The sequence below is a fragment of the Micromonospora sp. NPDC048905 genome, from assembly GCF_040649655.1.
GTDB lineage: Bacteria > Actinomycetota > Actinomycetes > Mycobacteriales > Micromonosporaceae > Micromonospora.
Genome location: NZ_JBEZFV010000006.1, coordinates 262,981 through 281,769 on the forward strand (window position 1 = coordinate 262,981; position 18,789 = coordinate 281,769).

Sequence of the window (18,789 nt, forward strand, 5' to 3'; positions counted from 1 at the left end):
GGCCGCGCCTAGCCCCGGTGGGGGTTGCCGCACGGCGTGAGCCGGGTTCTGGCCGAACCCGGATCGGGAGCGCCGGCCCCGGGCCGCGCCTGCCGCGTGGGTGCGCGGAGGTCACGGCTGCGTTGCCGTCGTGCTCCATATTCGCAGAGCAGGTGAGCGCGCCCACAGTACGCCCGCCCCGTATTCCGACCGCCCACCCTTTGCCGCTGTTTGTCGCCCTCCTGCCGACCTGCCGTTCCGAGACGTTCCGGCGACGATTCGTCACGGTTCGGTCAGCCCGGCGTGTCGACACGCGGTGGAGGTTGGCTGACGGAGGGTGACTGGGCCAGGCTGATTCCCGCCGGATCATCTTTATCGGGTTATATGCCTGTTTTGTAGCTGACGGCGGCGAGCCTGGCGGCGGTGGCGGCCAAGCGATGACGCGGCGTCCATCCATGTCCACTGACGGCCGACGACAAGGGGTGCGCGGTGTACGAGCCAGGTGACGGTCCCGGCCCGCCAGCACTCGGCCGGCATCGGTCCGCCGGCGGCTACCGCCGGGTGGTCGGCGTCCACCGCGCCCCCGGCGCGGGCGGGCCCTCCCGGGGTTACCTACTGACCGTCGCACTGCTGGCCGGCACCGCGTCGATGCCGATTCTCGCCGCGATCAGCGCGGGCTCGGCCACCCCCGGCAGCACCGCGCTGCCCGACAGCAGCACCCCGTTCATCCCGACCCCGTCGATGGGGCCGGTGGTGATCCCGATGCCGATGACCAGCCAGCCGGCGTTGCCGCCACCCGGCACACCCAGCGTCGGCCCGACCAGCGGCTGGCTGCCCGCCGCTCCCCGGCGTACCTCGGAGAGGCCCGGATCGGAGACCGTGACCGGCCCGGGACCCGGACGGCCGGCGACCTACCCGCCGCTGGCGCCGAAGCCCCCCCGCGGCACCTGGCCCGCCATGCCCCCGGCCGGCCCGCCAGCGCCGACGACCGGTACGCCGACCGACGTCCCGGATCCCGACCCGACCGACGTCCCGGATCCCGACCCGACCGACCCCGTCGACCCGGACCCCACCGAACCGGACCCGACGGATCCCGCCCCCACCCCTACGCTGGACCCGTCGCCGACGCCGGACCCGAGCCCGACGCTGGACCCGACGCCCACGCTGGACCCGAGCCCGACCGACGTCCCCACCGCGACCGCCGCGCCGACCAGGGCACCGTCGGCGCCGGTCACCACCCCCGGGTCACCCGCCGCTCCCGCGTCACCGACCAGCCGGCCCGGCCCAGCGGTCCCGACGCCACCGGTCGTTCCGCAGAAGCCCCCGGTCGGTGGTTCCCCGGTGGCCTGACCAACGCACCCCACGGTTCCCGCCCCGACGGTACGGTGACCCTCAGGCGTGACCCATCCGGTGCCGGCGGTGTGCCGGCGTCAGGCGCGTACCGGAGGGGGTGGCGTGGGCGGCGGTGCGAGACTCCGCCCGGTCATCGCCCGGCCCGGCCCGGGGCTGCGGGTCGCCCGGTTGGTCACCGAGGTGAGTGCGCCGGCCGTGCTCGTGTCGTTGTTGATCGTCACCGTGAGCTGGCACAGCGCGCGCCGCCCGGGTCAGGGCCTGGTCTGGGGTCTGCTCGCCACGCTCTTCGTCATCGGCATTCCGTTCGCCTACGTCGTCGGCGGGGTACGCCGTGGCCGCCTCACCGACCACCACGTCGGCCGCCGGGAGCAGCGCCGCGCGCCGCTGCTGGTCGGCCTCGCCTCGGTGACGGCGGGGCTCGCCCTGCTCGTCGTGCTCGGCGCACCCCGCCCGGTGCTGGCGCTGGCCGTGGCCGGGCTCGTCGGTCTCGTGGTCACCGTGTCGGTGAGCCACTGGTGGAAGATCTCGATCCACTCGGCGGTGGCCGCCGGCACACTCGTCATCCTGATGCTGACCTTCGGGACACGGCTGGTCGTCGCCGCGCCGCTGCTGGTGGTGGTCGGCTGGTCCAGGGTGCGGCTCCGGGACCACACGGTGTCGCAGGTGCTCGCCGGTGGCGTGCTCGGCGCGCTGATCGCCGCGGTGGTCTTCGGCGCGCTGCGCTGACCGCGATCTGCTCCCGACCGAGGCGCGCCGCCGGGGCGGACGAGAGCCGGGGCGGACGGGGTGTCGCCCGCCCCGGGTGGACCGTCAGGCGCCGTCGTCGGCGAGGCGGTGCCGGTTCGCCTCGATCCAGGCGTCCAGAGCGGCCGGATCGTCCGGGTCCACCCCGTCGGCCATCAGCTGCGCCACCGCCGCGGTCGCCGGGCTGCGCCGCTCACCCGTCGAGTAGAGGCGGGCGAACTCCGGCACCATCTCCTCGATCGCCTCGTCGGTGCGCGTCGCGGCCGCCTCCGGCAACCCGCGCTGGCGGGACGCGTACCGCGCCCAGGCGCGCAGCACCCGGGGCAGCATCGCCGCGTCGTCCATGTCCAGGACCGCACGGCGGTGCACCCAGTCGAGCAGGAACAGCCCCGACACCGCCGGGCTCCAGCGCATCGGGTCGCCGTCCGGGAAGCTCGCCGAGTGGTCCAGCACCAGGCTCAGGCAGAAGTGCAGTGAGGCCAACTCCGCGCCGTCGACGGCGTCCAACCCGAAGCGGGCGGCCTCCGGCGCGGCGAGGAACTGCCGGACCAGGTCGGTGCGCTCAGCGGCGGAGAGCGGCTCGACCGCCGCCGGGCCGGTCGGCTCGGCCGCGGTGGGCAGCAGCGCCAGCCGGGCACCGACGAGCGCCCGGTCGGTCGCGAGGGAACCCTCGCCGGGCAGCTCACTGAGGTCGTCGGTCACCGCGAGATGGCGGGCCACCTCGCCCCGGAGCCGGGCCGGATTCTCGGTACGGAACCAGGTCAACTCGTCGTCGGCGCACATCTGTCGGACCTGGTCCAGGATCCGTTCCGCCGGGCCGCCGACGAAGATGTCCTTGGTGATCCCGATGTTGTGGTCCACCAGGGCCACCAACGCGTGCTCGGTGCCGCCCGACGCGTCGTCGTAGGCGAAGGTGGCGAGGTAGGAGGTCTGGTCGCCGTACACGTCGCCGTACGCCCAGGTGCCGGTGAGGTGCACCCGGCCGAGCTGCCCGGACCAGGCGGGCGCCTGGCTGCCCGGACGGACCCGATCGGTGCCCCCGGCGTCCGGGACGAGCGCGGCGAAGACCTGCCGGATGGTGGTCGCCGCCGCGACCCGGCGACGGGCGGTGGCGGCGAGGAACCCGGTGACGAACTCCCGTACGGCGGTGTCGCGGTCGGTCTCCGCGATGGCGTAGACACTGCCCAGCAGCGCGCTGCCGAGCATCTCGGCGTCGAGGGCGGACTCCAGCTTGGTCACGTCGCGTGCGGCGTGCAGCACCGCGTCGTAGGGGGTCTCAGGCGTGGCCATGCTCCGACCCTACGCCGCCCGGGGCCGATGGAGAGCGGTAGCGAGCCGTGCGAGGCGTCAGCGGCCGGCGGCGTCCCGCAACGCGTCGCGCGCCTGCGCGTACGAGTCGAGCACGGTCCGCACCGGTGCCAGCACGTACTCCTCGCCGACCAGGGCGACCTTCGCCGTCAGCCGCTGCTCGGCTCGGGCTCGGGCACGCCGCGCGGCCCAGCGCACCACCGGGCGGGTCAACCCCGCCACCAGCAGCCCGGCCAGCAGGCCGCCGAGCAGCAGCAGGGTGGGCAGCGGCACCTGACCGACCATCGGGTTGTCCAGCGCCGGCAGGCCCAGTGCCCGCAGCGCGTACCCGAGCGCCAGCCAGCCGAGCCCGACCACCGCGGCGAGGGTGACCAGCCACTGGACACCGCCGACGGCCCGCCACCACAGCGGTCGACGATCCAGGCCGAGGTCGGTGCCGGCGATCGTGCGGTCCAGCGCGTCCGGCAGGTCGCCGAGGCGCGACCGGGCGGCCGAGGTCACCGCTCCGGGCCAGGCGGCGGGCAGGTCGGCGGCGGCCCGGTCGGCCACCGCGCGGATCGCGAGGCTCAGCGCCGAGCGCTGGGCGGCCGATGGTTCCGGCACCGACGTGGCCGCGACCAGGCTCTCCGCCGGGTCGTCCCGGCCGCCGGTCGGGCCGGGCAGGTGCAGTCGACGAAGCGGGTCGGGTCGCAGCCGTCGCCAACCCCGGACCACGGGCCAGCCGGTGGCCGCGCCGGCCCGATGCCGGTACGCCTGCTCCACGGCGGTGGTGACCGCGGGTACGCCGGCCGCTCCGGCCAACGCCCGGTTCAGCCCGTCGACAGTCGAGTTGCCCGGTCCACCCGTGGGGCGGGCCGAGCCGACCAACTCGTCCAGGCCGGCCACGACCGTGTCGACGTCACCCGCGAGTCGGCGCAGCGCGGCCTGCCGCTCGGCGACGGTCCGCTCCAGCGCGCCGCGCAGCCCCACCATGCCGGCCGGGTCGATGGCGGTGGTGGACAGCAGCGGCACCCCGGTCAGCCCGTCCGAGTCGAGCAGTCGACGCAGGTCGTCCAGGACCCGGGGCACCTCGGCCGGGGACAGCCGGTCGGCCTGGTTGAGCACGACCACCGTGACGTCGCGGTGCCGGTGGAACTCGCGCAGGTAGCTGTCGTGGATGACCCGATCGGCGTACTTCTGCGGGTCGACCACCCAGACCACCTGGTCGACCAGGCCGAGGAGCCGGTCCACCTCCAGGCGGTGGGAACGCTGCACCGAGTCGAAGTCGGGCAGGTCGAGCAGGACCAGCCCGTGCAGCGCCGTCTCGTCGTCCGCGTCCAGGGCGCTCTCCCGGACGAAGCGGTGTCGGGGCAGCACGCCGATCCAGTCGAGCAACTGGTTGGCGCCCGCCAACGGCCCCCACACGCAGGCGTGGGTGACGCCGGTGGTCGGCCGGCGGACCCCCACCGGCGAGAGCTCCAACTGGGCCAACGCGTTGAAGAGGCTCGACTTGCCGCTGCCGGTGGCACCGGCCAGCGCGACCACTGTGTGGTCCCGGGACAGCGCCAGCCGGGTGCCGGCCCGCTCGACCAGGGTGTGCGCGGGCACCAGTTCGGCGTCGGGCAGCAGGCCGTCCACCGCGGTCAGGAAGCGCCGGACCGCGTCCAGTCGGGCGATCAGCGCGTCGGCGTCCACCCGCTGGTCACCGCGGAACGCCTCGCGTACCCGGCCGGTGAGGTTGGTCACCGGAAGCCCTCCTCGTCGCGGGCCGGCGGGGTGTCGCCGCCAGCGGACAGGCCACTGCGGTGCCGGGCCAGCTCGACCCGGCCGGCGGCCCGGCGCAGCCCGTCGCCGGCGTCCGCGGCGGGGCGGGCGTCGGCGGTGCGGCTGAGGAACCGGTCGGCCTCCGCGTCGAGCAGCGTCCGCACCCGGGCCAGCAGGTCGGTGCGGGCCTTGGCGGCCAGGGTACGCACCGCCTGGTCGCCGAAGATCGCCTGGAGTACGGCCTGCGCGGCGACCGTGGTGCCGGCCCCGGTGGCCAGCTCCAGCCCGGTCGGGATGAACGCGGTGGAGGCGAAGACGGCGATCATCACGGCCAGGCCGGTGGCGTTGACCGCGTACGCGGCGGTGCGGGCCACGAACCGCTTGTCGCCGCCCTCGACCCGGACCAGCTCCAACACCCCGCGCTGCCAGTCCCGGACCATCCGTTCGGCGCGCTCGGGCAGGTCGTCGCTCGGGTGGGCGAGCGCCGGTTCGAGCAGCCCGCTGCCCGCCGGATGCGCCTTCCAACCCGTGTACGCCGACTCGGCGGCCTCCGAGGCCACCCCGCGCAGCAGCGTGACCAGTTGCGACTCGATGGCGTTGCGCAGCTCGACGGCGGGTGCCGGTCGACCGGTGACGGCGGCGACGACCCGGTCCCGGAGGCGGCCGATCCGTGCCTCCAGCGTGCGGAAGAACTCTCCGGTGCCGACGAACTCCTGCCAGCGGGCGAGCACCTCGCCCCGGAGCAGTCGGCCGTCCTGAAGCCCCTGCTCGACGGTGCGCTCGGCACCCCGGTACGCGGAACGGACCCGGTCGTCCAGTCCGTCGGCGGCGGTGACCTGCTCGTCGGCGGCGTCGGCCAACTCCTCGACGGTGGGGTGCAGCGCGGCCAGCGCACCGTCCAGCGTCTGGCGGACCACCGCTGCCCGAGCGTCCGCGTCGCCGGCCAGCCGGGCGAACCAGTCGGCGAGTGCCGCGGTCGCGCCCTCGGGCAGCAGCCCCTGCCCGTCGACCCAGGTCTCCGGCAACACGAACAGCGGCGCCCGGCCGAGATCCTGTTCGGCGAGCATCTCGGTCAGGTGCGCGGCGATCTCCTCGGTGGCCTCGGCGGGCACCCGGTCCAACACCATGGCGATCACCGCGCCGCGCGCCCGTGCGCTGCGCAGCAGCTCCCAGGGCACCGCGTCGGCGTACCGGGCGGCGGTGGTGACGAAGAGCCAGAGATCGGCGGCCGCCAGCAGTTGGGTGGCGAGCGCCCGGTTGGCGTCGACCACCGAGTCGATGTCGGGCGCGTCGAGGAAGGCCAGCCCGGCGGGGAGGGCGGGGGCGGTGACGAGGTGCAGGGCGCGGGGGTCGTCGCTCGGCTCGGTGGTGCGGGTCAGGCCCGGCAGCAGGTCACCCTGCCGGAACCATGCCGCGTCGGACGGGTTGCAGACCAGCACCGGGGAACGGGTGGTCGGCCGGAGCACGCCGGCGGCGCTGACCCGGGCCTTGACCAGGCTGTTGACAAGTGTCGACTTGCCGGCGCCGGTGGAACCGCCGACCACCACGAGAAGCGGGGCGTCCAGCCGGGCGAGCCGGGGCAGCAGGTAGTCGTCGAGCTGGTCGGCGAGGGCGGTGGCGGTGTGCCGGGCGGGGCCGGCGGAGGGCAGTGCGAGGGGGTACCGGGTCGCACCGATCGCCTCCCGGAGGCCCGACAGGGCACCGGGGAGGCCGTCGCCCCCGGTGGTGGCGGGCGACTCCTCCGCGGCGTCCGACGGACCGGTGCGGGCTGCGACGGCGGGCGCGCCGGAACGGGTGGCGGAATCGCCGTGCGTCGTCACCGCTAAAGCGTGCCCGACCGGTGCACGGGAAAACAACCGGACGGTAGTAACGGGTGGGTTGCGTCGGGTTGACTCAACCCGACTTGACGATTCGCCAACGCGTGGCACTATTGAGTCAAGTTCACTCAACTTGTGGTGGGGCCCGCTGCGGGCGGTGCTCGCCAGCAGCCCACGGGCGACGCCCGTCACCTGCACAACCTTATGAAGCGAGGAAGCGAAGATGGCACGTGCGGTCGGTATCGACCTCGGCACGACGAACTCCTGCGTCAGCGTTCTCGAGGGCGGTGAGCCCACCGTCATCGCCAACGCTGAGGGCTCGCGGACGACCCCGTCGATCGTCGCGTTCGCCCGCAACGGTGAGGTGCTCGTCGGTGAGGTCGCCAAGCGCCAGGCAGTGACCAACCCGGACCGGACGATCCGCTCGGTCAAGCGCGAGGTCGGCACGAACTGGTCCGTCGACATCGACGGCAAGAAGTACACCCCCCAGGAGATCTCGGCCCGGACGCTGATGAAGCTCAAGCGGGACGCCGAGGCGTACCTGGGCGAGCAGATCACCGACGCGGTGATCACCGTTCCGGCCTACTTCAACGACAGCCAGCGCCAGGCCACCAAGGAGGCTGGCGAGATCGCCGGCTTCAACGTGCTGCGGATCGTCAACGAGCCGACCGCGGCCGCCCTGGCGTACGGGCTGGACAAGGGCTCCAAGGAGCAGACCGTCCTGGTCTTCGACCTCGGCGGCGGCACCTTCGACGTGTCGCTGCTGGAGTTGGCCGAGGGCGTCATCGAGGTCAAGTCGACGAGCGGTGACAACCACCTCGGCGGCGACGACTGGGACCAGCGGATCATCGACCACCTGGTCAAGACGTTCCGTGGTGAGCACGGCATCGACCTCGGTCAGGACAAGATGGCCCTCCAGCGCCTCCGTGAGGCTGCCGAGAAGGCCAAGATCGAGCTGTCCGCCGCCACCACCACCAACATCAACCTGCCGTACATCACCGCCGGCGCGGCCGGCCCGCTGCACCTCGACGTGACGCTCAGCCGCGCCGAGTTCCAGCGGATGACGCAGGACCTGCTGGACCGCTGCAAGGGTCCGTTCGAGCAGGCCGTGAAGGACGCGGGGATCAAGATCTCCGACGTCGAGCACGTCATCCTGGTCGGCGGTTCGACCCGGATGCCCGCCGTGACCGACCTGGTCAAGCAGCTCACCGGTCGCGACCCCAACAAGGGCGTCAACCCGGACGAGGTCGTCGCCGTCGGCGCCGCCCTCCAGGCCGGTGTGCTCAAGGGTGAGGTCAAGGACGTCCTGCTGCTCGACGTGACCCCGCTGAGCCTGGGCATCGAGACCAAGGGTGGCATCTTCACCAAGCTGATCGAGCGCAACACCACCATCCCCACCAAGCGCTCCGAGGTCTTCACCACCGCGGACGACAACCAGCCGTCGGTGCTGATCCAGGTCTTTCAGGGTGAGCGGGAGATCGCGGCCTACAACAAGAAGCTCGGCACCTTCGAGCTGACCGGCCTCCCGCCGGCGCCGCGCGGCGTGCCGCAGATCGAGGTCGCCTTCGACATCGACGCCAACGGCATCGTCAACGTGCACGCCAAGGACCTGGGCACCGGCAAGGAACAGAAGATGACGATCACCGGTGGCTCCTCGCTGCCGAAGGACGACATCGAGCGGATGCGCCGGGACGCGGAGGAGCACGCGGAGGAGGACAAGCGTCGCCGCGACGACGCCGAGGCTCGCAACGTGGCCGAGGCGCTCCAGTGGCAGACCGAGAAGTTCCTCGCCGAGAGCGGCGACAAGCTGCCCGGTGAGAACCGGGAGCAGCTCAACGAGGCCCTCGGCGAGCTGCGCGGCGCCCTCGGCGGTCAGGACATCGAGAAGATCAAGTCCGCCCACGAGAAGCTGGCGAAGGTCTCCCAGGAGGCCGGTTCGCTGCTCTACTCGCAGCAGGCCGAGCAGGGTCAGCAGCCGGGTGGCGAGGCCGGCCCGGGTGCGACCGGCGCACAGCCCGGCCCGCAGTCCGGCGGTGCCGACGACGTGGTCGACGCGGAAATCGTGGACGAGGACGGCAAGAAGTGACCGTCAGCCTCCGACACCTGTTCACGGCGAAGGGGATGAGGTAGCCGCATGACGCAGAAGCCACGAGCCGTCGACCCGGGCGACACCGGGTCGACGCCGGGTGGCTCCGCGCCCACGGAGCCGACCACCGGCGACGGGGAGCGGGTCGTCATCCGCAACAAGCGCAAGCTCGTCGACACGGCGGAGCCGGAGGGCACCGCCGCCGACGCGGAGACCGGTGTGCCGGCCGAGGGTCTGGTCGAGGACGCCGAGGTCGTGGTCGACGAGATCGAGGTCGAGGTCAACTCCACCGATGGTCCGGAGCCGTCCGGTCCGCCGGTGGTGGACGCCCCGGCGCAGCCGGTTGACGGCGCCGGCACGGGCACGTCGCTCGGCGCCGAGCTGGAGGCGCTCCGGGCCGAGTTGGACGAGCGGACCCGGGACGTGCAGCGGGTGTCGGCGGAGTACGCCAACTACCGCAAGCGGGTCGACCGCGACCGCAACCTGGTGCAGGAGCAGGCGACCGGTTCGGTGCTTGCCGCGCTGCTGCCGATCCTCGACGACCTGGACCGGGCTCGGGAACACGGCGACCTGGTCGGGCCGTTCGGCACGGTGGCGGAACAGCTCACCACCGCACTGGGCAAGTTCGGCCTGAACGCCTTCGGCGAACAGGGCGACCCGTTCGACCCGACGCGCCACGAGGCGGTCGCGCACCAGACCTCGGCCGAGGTCACCGAGCCGACCTGCGTGCAGGTCATGCGGCGCGGCTACCAGCTCGGTGAGCGGCTGCTGCGCCCCGCGCTGGTCGCGGTCGCGGACCCGGAATAGTGCGAAGCAGTGACCGGGCCGTCCCGCCCACCGCACCGCGGTGGGCGGGACGGCCGGGCCGCGACGGTCGAGAGGGGGTGGACCGGTGAGTTCCAAGGACTGGATCGAGAAGGACTTCTACGCCGTGCTCGGCGTGGACAAGGCCTCCTCCGCGGATGACATCAAGAAGGCGTACCGCAAGGTGGCCCGGGAGTCGCACCCGGACCACAACCCGGGCGACGCCAAGGCGGAGGAGCGGTTCAAGGCCGCGTCCGAGGCGTACAACGTGCTCTCGGACTCCGGCCGTCGCCGCGAGTACGACGAGATGCGCTCGCTGTTCGGCTCGGGCGCGTTCCGGCGCAACGCCCGCGGCGCGGGTCAGCCGGGCGGCATGCCCTTCGACGTCTCCGACATGTTCGGCGGCGGCGGGGCCGGCGATCGTCGCTTCGGCGGCGCCGGCTTCCAGGACCTGTTCAGCTCGATCTTCAGTGGCGGCCAGGGCGGTGGGCAGGCGGCGCCCCGCGGTCCGGGCCGTGGCCGGGACGTGGAGACCGAGGTGGCACTGGACTTCGGCGACGCGGTGCGCGGGGTGACGCTGCCCCTGACACTGCGGGCGCCGGGCGTCTGCGAGACCTGCAACGGCAACGGGGCCAAGCCCGGCACCCAGCCACGGACCTGCCCGGTCTGCCACGGTGCCGGCGTGACCACCCGCAACCAGGGGTCGTTCAGTTTCTCCGAACCGTGCCGCAACTGTCAGGGTGTCGGCACGGTGGTCGAGGAGAAGTGCCCCGAGTGCCACGGCAGCGGTGGGGTCACCAAGACGCGCACCATGAACGTGCGCTTCCCGGCCGGCGTGGCCGACGGTCAGCGCATCCGGCTGACCGGGCGCGGTGAGCCGGGCGAGCGCGGCGGCCCGGCCGGTGACCTGTTCGTGCACGTCAAGGTCCGGCCGGACGAGCTGTTCGGGCGTACCGGTGACGACCTGACGCTGAGCGTGCCGATCACTTTCGCGGAGGCCGTGCTCGGCACGGACCTGCGGGTGCCCACGCTCGACGGCGCGGTGACCCTGCGGGTCCCGCCCGGGACGCCCAGCGGGCGGGTGCTGCGCGCCCGGGGCAAGGGTGTGGTCCGCCGCGACGGGCAGGCCGGCGACCTGCTGGTCACGCTGGACGTGGTGGTGCCGGCCCGGTTGTCCGACGAGGCGCGCACCGCACTGGAGGCGTTCGCCGAGCAGAGCCCGCCAGCGGCCCGGGAACATCTCGAGGCTCGGGTGCGTCGGGTCAGTTAGTCCGGTGGAAGGGACGCGGAGGTGAGCGGGATGTCGGGCGAGTTCCTCGGTTCGGGTGACCCTGCCTACGAGGCCAAGGTGCTGATGATCTCGGTTGCGGCTCGAATGGCGGGGATGCACCCGCAGACCCTGCGCCAGTACGACCGGCTGGGGCTGGTGCAGCCCGGCCGGGCTGCTGGTGGCGGACGTCGGTATAGCGTCCGTGACGTGGTGCTGCTGCGCGAGGTGCAGCGGCTCAGTCAGGACGACGGGATCAACCTGGCCGGCGTCAAGCGGATCATCGGGCTGGAGCGGCTGTTGGAGCAGGCGCAGCAGCGGGTGGCCCGACTGGAGGCGGAGCTGGACGCCGCGTACCGACGGGTGGCCGAGCTGGAATCACTCGCCCGCTTTCCGGGACGGGATCTCGTGCCGACCAATCGCACGTCCACCGCGCTTGTGGTGTGGCGACCCCGTCGTACTCCCGATCGTTGACCTGCCGCACATCCGGAGCTGTCTTCTCGGCCCGGACCGCACCGGATTCCCCGGCGCGGTCCGGGCCGCTTCGGTTAGCCTGTTGATACGGGTCCAATCGGCTTAATACGGACCTACCGGCATGGCGAGGGGGAGCGATGGCGGAACCGGCGAAGAAGGTCGCCCAGCAGACGGAAGATCGGTTGGAAGACCTGGCCGAGACCGTCCGCAAGAAGTTCGACAAGGTGACCGAGGGGACCTACCGGGACCGGATCGTCGAGGGCCGGTTCGCCGAACAGGGCGACCACGGCGGCGACCGGAGCCGAGCCGAAACTGAACGCAAGCAGGACTGACCGGTGACCGACGTACGGGCCGGGACCCACGGGGGGTCCCGGCCCGTTCGCCGTCAGAGTGCGGGCCGGGAGGCGGTGATGCCAGGGTGGGGGTCCCGGCCCGTTCGCCGTTTTAGAAGACGCAGCTCAGCCGAGGCGGCGGTTCTCGCGGACCAGGCCGCCCTCGCACCACTCCCGGTAGACGAAGAGGTCCGGGCGGGCCAGCAGCACCCGCCCGTTGTGCGCCCAGATCTTCATCAGCTCGTCGCCGTCCCGCTCGGCCTGCTCGACGAGCTTGCGGAAGCGGCGCTTGGGGTGGGCGCGGAAGTTCGTCCGGATGCCGTCGGCCGCATAGATGTAGAGGCAGTGCAGGGCGAAACGCCGGGCCGGGCAGGTCTGGTCCATCGCCAACTCGAAGAGTGTCAGCACCAGCCGGTCACCGGAGACCAGCAGGTCCCAGTCGGGTGGCATCGAAGCCAACGGCACCGAATCGGGCTTGTACGCCCAAGCTCGCAACTCCGCCGGACTCGGATCGACGGGGTTGGCGAAGCCGTGGAACGTCGACTCCTGCACGCTCACCGGCCAACCTTCCGCTCTCGGCCGCGTGTGGCAACGCTGCCTGCGGACCGTGGCTGCTGGGGCGAAACGGTAACCCGCCGTGGCCTGCTGCGGTAGTACCCGCGAGGAGCAATTCCGCAACCGTTGGCATGGTCGGGTTCACGGCATCGACAGCGCTGCCGATGATGCTTGCATGACAATCCACGTTCGACGGTTACAGCGGGGTGCCGAGGCCGAGTTCGTCACGGGGCTGGAGTGGCTTTTCGCCCCTCCCGGTCGCCGTCCCGCTGATTGGGACCGCGACCGCGCCGTCGAGCGCACCGCGCAGGTACTCGCCCACGACGACGTCGCGCTCCTCGAAGCGCGATCGGAGGAGGGCCAGCTCGTCGGCGTGGCCAGCGTCTACGTGGACATCCTTTCGGTGCGCTTCGGCCGTCGGGCGTCGATCGAGGATCTCGCCGTGCACCCCGGGTGGCGTTCCCGGGGTGTCGGCTCCCGCCTCCTGGCAGCGGCCCGGGCCTGGGCGCACGAACAGGGTGCCGACTACGTCTTCCTGGAGTCCGGCCTCGCACGAACCGAGGCCCATCGCTTCTACCTCCGCGAAGGAGCGACCCACGCGGCCGCGGCGTTCAGGTGGAGCTCAGTGCAGTGAGTCGACGACCGGGGTCGACTCCCGCCGCTGGGCCGCCGCGCGGGTACGCAGCCACCGCTTGAACCACGGGAAGTCCGGCAGCCGGGCGAGGATCGGCCCGGTCACCACCGTGATCAGGACGTACGTCGCGGCCAGCGCCGCCAACCGCGGCTCGACGCTCCCGGCGGCCACCGCGAGGCCGGCGATGACGATGGAGAACTCGCCGCGAGGGACGAGTGCCAGGCCGGCCCGCCATCGACCGGGTTCCGCGATGCCGACCCGGCGGGCGGCGAGGTAGCCGGTGAGCGTCTTCGTCGCCATGGTGACCACGGCCAGGGCGAGTGCCGGCAGCAGCACCGGCGGAATGTCCTGCGGGTCGGTGGTCAGGCCGAAGAAGACGAAGAACACCGCGGCGAACAGGTCCCGCAGGGGCGAGAGCAATTCGGTGGCGTGGTGCGCCACCGGGCCGGAGAGGGCGATGCCGACCAGGAACGCGCCGACCGCCGCCGACACCTGGAGCGACGCGGCGAGTCCGGCGATCAGCAGGGTCAGACCGAGTACGCCGAGCAGCAGCGCCTCCGGGTCCTTCGCCGACAGGGCGGACGAGATCAGGTGGCCGTACCGGATGGCGACCACCAGGACGATCAGCACCGTGCCCACCGCGACGGTGAGCGCGATCCCGCCACCGAGCAGGCCGGTGCCGGCCAGTACGGCGGTGACGAGCGGCAGGTAGAGTGCCATCGCCAGGTCCTCGATGACCAGCACCGAGAGGATCACCGGGGTTTCCCGGTTACCGAGCCGGCCCAGGTCGGCGAGGACCTTCGCGATCACGCCGGAGGAGGAGACCCAGGTGATGCCGCCGAGCACCAGGGCGGCGACCCAGTCCCAGCCGAGCAGCAGGGCGAACCCCGCGCCGGGTAGCGCGTTGAGCACGCCGTCGATCAGCCCTGCCGGTGCCGCCGAGCGCAGGTTGCCGACCAACTCGTTGGCCGAGTACTCCAGGCCGAGCATCACCAGCAGCAGGATCACGCCGATCTCGGCGCCGACGGCGAAGAACTCCTCGCTGGCGTCCAACGGCAGCAGCCCGCCGTGCCCGAACGCGAGCCCGGCGAGCAGGTAGAGGGGGATGGGAGAGAGGCCGAAACGCCGGCTGAGCCGGCTGAGGAGCCCGAGCAGCAGCAGCAGCGCACCGACTTCGATGAGCAGCGTGGTGAAATCGTGCATCCGCCTCAGCCGTCCGGGTCACTGTCGGCGAGGATGGCGGAGACGCCGTCGAGACCTCTACGGGTCCCGACAACGACCACCACGTCGCCGGCCGCGAAGCGGAAGGAGGGGAGTGGCGAAACGATCACTTCGCCTTCGCGCAGGACCGCCACGATGGAGGCGCTGGTGCGGGTACGCGCCTTGGTGTCGCCGAGCTTGCGGTTGACGTACGGCGAGCCGGCCGTGATGGCGATCTGCTCGGTGAGCAGACCGGCGGCCTGCTCACGCAGCCCGGACAGCTGACCGAGCATCAGCGACGCGCCGAGGATGTCGGCCAGCGCCTCAGCCTCGTCGTCGGTCAGCGGGATGTCCGCCTGGCAGGAGTCGGGATCGTCGGGGTCGTAGAGCACAAGGTCACGACGACCGTTGCGATGGGAGACCACGCCGAGCCGACGGCCGGATTCGGTCACCAGATCGTGACGCACTCCGATGCCGGGTAGGGCAATCTGTTCCACACGTACTCGCACCCGGGCAAGGCTACCGCTTCGGAGACGCCGATGATCGGACGGAGGTCGGGTCGGGCAGTGGGGCTGCTGCTCGTACCCCTGCTGGCTGGGTGTTCGATCGGCGACATCCGCCGAAATCCGCCGACCGAACCATCGTCCCGGGCGGCCGTCGCCACGCCGTCCCCATCGGCCGCCGTCGCAGAGGTCCGCCGCGTCCGGGTCGCCGTCCCGCAACGGTACGACCCGCCGTACGTCGAGTTCGTCGACGCCGAGCACGGCTACGCCCTCTTCGCCAACTGCGGCGAGCCGCCGCCCGGCGACGACTGCCCGGCGTGGATCTTCGCCACCGATGACGGCGGACGGTCCTGGCGGGAGTTGCGGCATCCCCATCCGGCGGCGGAGAACCACCAGCTCTACGCCGCCCCGGGGGTGCTGACGCTGTGGAGTGAGCCGCACGGCTGGTGGACCTCGACCGACGGCGGTACCTCGTTCACGCACACGCTGGACGGGCCACCGCCGCAGTGGCTCGGCGCCCAGGGTCGATTCCAGTTGATCGAGGGCAGTGGTCAGGTCGGCGAGTGGGACGGTCAGCGGCTGCGCCCGCTCGCCACACAGCCGCGCCTACCCGCAATGAACACGGTCGACGCGGGCGAAGGCCCGCTGGTGGTCGCGGCCGGGGAGAAGGACGGGAAGCCGTACGCGGCGGTCTCGTTCGACCGGGGGCGGAGCTGGCAGCAGACCCCGGTGCCGGCACCCGACGGGCCGGTCGGCGTCCTGCGGACCGTGGTCGATCGGGACGGGACGGCATGGCTGGTCGGGGAGCGGCCGGACCGCAGGTCCTTTCCGGCGCTCTGGCGACTGGGCCGAGGGTGGGATCCGATCCGGGCCGAGGGGCATCCGCCGCATATCCAATCCGTCGTGCCGATCGGCGGCGGGCTGCTCGCGGTGACCAGCTCGGCGGGTACGGGTACGGCCACGGTCGGCGACGGTCGCTACACCGAGCTGCCCTGGCCGATCGGCCCCGACCGAAGCCTGTCGGTGCTCACCGACGGCACGATCGTGGCCGCCGGCGGGGACGGTGACATCCTGCTCGGCGTCGGCCAGGTCGCCGAGCGCCGCTGGACGGAGATCATCCTCGACAGGTCCTGACGACCCCCAGAGATCTTGGAGGAATCCGGCCCCTCCAGGGGCACTTTCGCGCCAAGATCTACTTCTCGGCCACGTACGTGCCCTTGCCTTGGTGGCCTTCGATCAGGCCCTCGGCTTGCAGAATCAACAGGGCCGAGCGGACCGGCTCGGCGGACACGCCATAGTGGGCGATCATCTCGCGCAAGGACGGCAGTTTGTCGCCGGGCGCGTACTCGCCGGAAGCGATCTTGTCGCGGATGTCCTGCGCGATGCGTTGGCGGTCCGAAACTCGGGGCATGGGGCAACTCCTGGTAGGCCCCAAGATCCTCCCATGCGGATGGCCAGGCGACCAACACTTCGCGTGCTAAGCATGGTCACCGCTTGTCTTACAATGCTTTGCATTGTAGGTTGACCGGGCGGGCACTCGGGATGCGGAAAGCCTGGTAGGCAACCGGCCTCCTCGGCCGGGTCGTCCGTGTCGCCGCTGGCACGGCCGCGTGCTCCCCTTGGGTAAACGGCCGTGCCAGCGATCCGCACCTCCAGGAGAGGAGCACCGCTGATGGTGGATCGAGGGTGGCGACGATGAGCGGGCGGTTCGTCATTCATCTGCCGATATCCGCGCCCGACCTGGCCCGGGCCAAGATGCTGGGGCGGACCGCCGGTCGATCGCTGGCCTTCCTTGCCCAGATCGACCTTGGCGGGATCACCGTCTCGGCCGAGGACGACCAGGGGGTACGGCACTGGGTGTTCTGCGACCGGCGGCTGGATGGTGGCCCTCGTTGCGTGCTCCGCGCCGATCACGAAACCCCGTGCACCGCCCGGTTGCCCCGGCGAATCGGCCCTTAGGGGCCATACAAGATCGTGATCGACTCGGTTTTCATGATGTCGCGGTGTTCTGGTGGCCCGAATACCGCGACTTCCGGAAAGTCGAGTGGATCAACAGGTCGGCGCCCGCCCCGGTCGAGCGGAGCGGGCGCCGGTCAGTTCGGGTCAGCTGAGGCTGGCGAAGAAGTCGCGGATGTCGGCGACCAGGACGTCGGTGGCCTGGTGGGCCGCGTAGTGACCGCCGACGTCGCCCCGGCCCTCGACGTCCGTCTCGTACGCCGTCCACCTGACGATGTTCGCGTGGTCCCGCTCGGCGAAGCGGCGGATGGACTGGAAGTCGCCGGGGAACATCGCGAGCGCGGTCGGTGCGGTGGTCGGCTCGGTCGGCGGCTCGCCGGCGTGCGCGTCCTCCCAGTAGAGCCGGATCGCCGAGGCGGCCGTGCCGGTGAACCAGTAGAGGGCCACGTTGGCCAGGACGAAGTCGGCGTCCAGGCTCTCGTCGAACAGTTGGGCGTTCCAGGCGAGCAGCCCCACCGGGGAGTCGCCCAGCGCGTACGCCAGGGTCTGCGGCTGCTGGCTGTGCACCTGGTTGAAGGAGAACTTGTTCTCGTAGAACCACTGGAGGTGCCCGAGCGCGGCCTGATCCGCCTCGGAGAGGCCGGCGAACTCGGCCGGGTCGCCGGAGGGGAACGAGAAGAGTTGGGTGACGTGGACGCCGAGGACGTGTTCGCGGTCGATCCGGCCCACCTCCGGCGCGACCATCGAGCCGGCGTCGTTGCCGACCGCGCCGTAGCTGTCGTACCCCAGGCGGTTCATCAGCTCGGCCCAGGCGCGAGCGGTGCGGAAGCGGTTCCAGCCGGCGCTGCGGGTGGGTCCGGAGAAGCCGAAGCCGGGCAGCGACGGGATGACCAGGTGGAAGGCCGGCGCGGCCGGGTCGCTGGGCTCGGTGAGCGGGGCGATGACGTCCAGGTATTCCAGGATCGAGCCGGGCCAGCCGTGGGTGAGCACCAGCGCTGTGGCGTCCGGGCGGGACGACCGGACGTGCAGGAAGTGGATCTGCTCGCCGTCGATCTCGGTGACGAACTGGGGGTGGGCGTTCAACCGGTCCTCGACGGCCCGCCAGTCGAACCCGCCCCGCCACCGGTCGACGAGAGTGCGCACCCGGTCGGTGCTCATCCCGTAGGCGTCACCCGTGCCAGGCAGTTCGGCGGGCCAGATCGTGCGGCCGAGCCGGGCGGCCAGGTCGTCGAGGTCGGACTGCGGGATCTCGACGCGGAACGGGCGGATCGAGGTGTCGCTCATGCCGGAACTCCTTCGGAACGGAATGTTTCGTTCTGCAATCACAGTAGCAGAGCGGAACGATCCGTTCCACTGTTAGGCTGAGGGCATGTCAACGACTTCCGGCAGGATGCTGGGCGGTCGCCGCGCCCAGGCCGCCCGCAACGACGAGGTCATCCTCGAAGCCGCGCGCGCCGTCTTCCTCGACGACCCGAAGGCCCCGATCGCCGCCGTCGCCGACCGCGCGGGCGTGGGCATCAGCGCGCTCTACCGGCGGTACGCGGGCAAGGAGGACCTGCTGCGTCAGCTCTGCCACGACGGGTTGCGCAGGTACGTCGCCGAGGCCGAGGCCGCCCTTGCCGAGCCGGACGGCTGGGCCGCGTTCACCGGCTTCCTGACCCGGGTGGTCGACGCCGACGTGCACTCGCTCACCGTCCACCTGGCCGGCACCTTCACGCCGACCGAGGAGATGGGTCGGGACGCGATGCGCGCCGGCGAGTTGGCCGCCGCCCTGTTCGAACGGGCCCGCGCCAGCGGGCGGCTGCGCCCCGACGCGGTCGTACACGATCTGGGGTTGCTGTTGGAGTCGTGCGCGGCGGTGCGCGTACCCGATCCGGAGCGGACCGGGCAGTTGCGCCGCCGTCAGCTCGCGGTGCTGCTGGCCGGTCTGTCGTCGGTGCCGGACGCGGACCCGCTGCCCGGCCCGGCCCCGGCGGCCGGGGAGTTCGACTGGCGGTGGCGTCCTCGGGGGTGATGGGCGTCACGCGCTAAGGT

19 protein-coding genes are annotated in these 18,789 nt (G+C 72.2%); 11 read left to right on the forward strand and 8 right to left on the reverse strand.

The window, feature by feature from the left end; translation table 11 throughout:
• Positions 1–468: 468 nt before the first annotated feature.
• Together AB0C01_RS18160 and AB0C01_RS18165 are read left to right on the forward strand one after the other, a co-directional pair.
• Positions 469–1,329, forward strand: coding sequence for a hypothetical protein (locus AB0C01_RS18160; protein ID WP_357243357.1), 861 nt, complete (start codon positions 469–471; stop codon positions 1,327–1,329).
• A gap of 48 nt (positions 1,330–1,377) precedes the next feature.
• Positions 1,378–2,058, forward strand: coding sequence for a phosphatase PAP2 family protein (locus AB0C01_RS18165; RefSeq protein ID WP_357243360.1), 681 nt, complete (start codon positions 1,378–1,380; stop codon positions 2,056–2,058).
• Between the two features lie 84 nt (positions 2,059–2,142).
• Here the strand turns inward: AB0C01_RS18165 and AB0C01_RS18170 are convergent, their stop codons facing one another.
• From AB0C01_RS18170 to AB0C01_RS18180, 3 genes are read right to left on the reverse strand one after another with little or no spacing between them, the layout of a single operon-like run.
• Positions 2,143–3,366 carry a hypothetical protein gene (locus AB0C01_RS18170; RefSeq protein ID WP_357243363.1) on the reverse strand — a complete coding sequence of 408 codons (1,224 nt, stop codon included), beginning with the start codon at positions 3,364–3,366 and terminating at the stop codon, positions 2,143–2,145.
• 57 nt (positions 3,367–3,423) lie between these two features.
• A complete protein-coding gene (locus tag AB0C01_RS18175) occupies positions 3,424–5,109 on the reverse strand; it encodes a GTPase (protein ID WP_357243366.1) in 1,686 nt (561 codons plus the stop codon).
• Positions 5,106–6,947: a GTPase domain-containing protein gene (locus AB0C01_RS18180; RefSeq protein WP_357571657.1), complete on the reverse strand. Its 1,842-nt coding sequence runs from the start codon at positions 6,945–6,947 to the stop codon at positions 5,106–5,108. The genes AB0C01_RS18175 and AB0C01_RS18180 overlap by 4 nt, the downstream gene beginning before the upstream one ends.
• A gap of 220 nt (positions 6,948–7,167) precedes the next feature.
• Between AB0C01_RS18180 and dnaK the strand changes: the two genes are divergently transcribed.
• The 5 genes from dnaK to AB0C01_RS18205 all read left to right on the forward strand — a co-directional run bounded on the left by dnaK (position 7,168) and on the right by AB0C01_RS18205 (position 11,907).
• The gene (dnaK, locus tag AB0C01_RS18185; protein WP_357243371.1) at positions 7,168–9,030 is read left to right on the forward strand and encodes a molecular chaperone DnaK; all 1,863 of its coding nucleotides are present in this window, start codon (positions 7,168–7,170) and stop codon (positions 9,028–9,030) included.
• Between the two features lie 48 nt (positions 9,031–9,078).
• A complete protein-coding gene (gene grpE, locus AB0C01_RS18190; RefSeq protein WP_357571658.1) occupies positions 9,079–9,837 on the forward strand; it encodes a nucleotide exchange factor GrpE in 759 nt (252 codons plus the stop codon).
• An 85-nt stretch (positions 9,838–9,922) separates the two neighbouring features.
• Complete coding sequence (dnaJ, locus tag AB0C01_RS18195; RefSeq protein WP_357243377.1) at positions 9,923–11,104, forward strand: molecular chaperone DnaJ; 1,182 nt, start codon at positions 9,923–9,925, stop codon at positions 11,102–11,104.
• Positions 11,105–11,134: 30 nt separating this feature from the next.
• The gene (locus AB0C01_RS18200; RefSeq protein ID WP_030332087.1) at positions 11,135–11,575 is read left to right on the forward strand and encodes a helix-turn-helix transcriptional regulator; all 441 of its coding nucleotides are present in this window, start codon (positions 11,135–11,137) and stop codon (positions 11,573–11,575) included.
• Positions 11,576–11,712: 137 nt separating this feature from the next.
• Positions 11,713–11,907 carry a hypothetical protein gene (locus AB0C01_RS18205; RefSeq protein ID WP_357373274.1) on the forward strand — a complete coding sequence of 65 codons (195 nt, stop codon included), beginning with the start codon at positions 11,713–11,715 and terminating at the stop codon, positions 11,905–11,907.
• 126 nt (positions 11,908–12,033) lie between these two features.
• Here AB0C01_RS18205 and AB0C01_RS18210 read toward each other — a convergent pair whose 3' ends face one another.
• On the reverse strand, positions 12,034–12,465 hold the full coding sequence (locus AB0C01_RS18210; RefSeq protein ID WP_357243383.1) for a hypothetical protein: 432 nt from the start codon (positions 12,463–12,465) through the stop codon (positions 12,034–12,036).
• Between the two features lie 172 nt (positions 12,466–12,637).
• On the opposite strand from AB0C01_RS18210, the gene AB0C01_RS18215 reads away from it, so the two are divergent.
• Positions 12,638–13,096, forward strand: coding sequence for a GNAT family N-acetyltransferase (locus AB0C01_RS18215; RefSeq protein WP_357243386.1), 459 nt, complete (start codon positions 12,638–12,640; stop codon positions 13,094–13,096).
• Here AB0C01_RS18215 and AB0C01_RS18220 read toward each other — a convergent pair.
• Both AB0C01_RS18220 and AB0C01_RS18225 read right to left on the reverse strand, forming a co-directional pair.
• Positions 13,085–14,299: a cation:proton antiporter gene (locus AB0C01_RS18220; RefSeq protein WP_357243389.1), complete on the reverse strand. Its 1,215-nt coding sequence runs from the start codon at positions 14,297–14,299 to the stop codon at positions 13,085–13,087. The genes AB0C01_RS18215 and AB0C01_RS18220 overlap by 12 nt on opposite strands.
• Positions 14,300–14,304: 5 nt before the next feature.
• Positions 14,305–14,805, reverse strand: coding sequence for a TrkA C-terminal domain-containing protein (locus AB0C01_RS18225; protein WP_357243392.1), 501 nt, complete (start codon positions 14,803–14,805; stop codon positions 14,305–14,307).
• 30 nt (positions 14,806–14,835) lie between these two features.
• On the opposite strand from AB0C01_RS18225, the gene AB0C01_RS18230 reads away from it, so the two are divergent.
• A complete protein-coding gene (locus AB0C01_RS18230; RefSeq protein ID WP_357571659.1) occupies positions 14,836–15,933 on the forward strand; it encodes a hypothetical protein in 1,098 nt (365 codons plus the stop codon).
• A gap of 58 nt (positions 15,934–15,991) precedes the next feature.
• Here AB0C01_RS18230 and AB0C01_RS18235 read toward each other — a convergent pair whose 3' ends face one another.
• On the reverse strand, positions 15,992–16,210 hold the full coding sequence (locus AB0C01_RS18235; RefSeq protein WP_357243398.1) for a winged helix-turn-helix domain-containing protein: 219 nt from the start codon (positions 16,208–16,210) through the stop codon (positions 15,992–15,994).
• A gap of 284 nt (positions 16,211–16,494) precedes the next feature.
• On the opposite strand from AB0C01_RS18235, the gene AB0C01_RS18240 reads away from it, so the two are divergent.
• The gene (locus AB0C01_RS18240; protein WP_357571660.1) at positions 16,495–16,758 is read left to right on the forward strand and encodes a hypothetical protein; all 264 of its coding nucleotides are present in this window, start codon (positions 16,495–16,497) and stop codon (positions 16,756–16,758) included.
• Positions 16,759–16,902: 144 nt separating this feature from the next.
• Here the strand turns inward: AB0C01_RS18240 and AB0C01_RS18245 are convergent, their stop codons facing one another.
• A complete protein-coding gene (locus AB0C01_RS18245) occupies positions 16,903–18,039 on the reverse strand; it encodes an epoxide hydrolase (protein WP_357571661.1) in 1,137 nt (378 codons plus the stop codon).
• Between the two features lie 85 nt (positions 18,040–18,124).
• On the opposite strand from AB0C01_RS18245, the gene AB0C01_RS18250 reads away from it, so the two are divergent.
• Positions 18,125–18,769, forward strand: coding sequence for a helix-turn-helix domain-containing protein (locus AB0C01_RS18250; protein ID WP_357243407.1), 645 nt, complete (start codon positions 18,125–18,127; stop codon positions 18,767–18,769).
• Positions 18,770–18,789 lie beyond the last annotated feature (20 nt).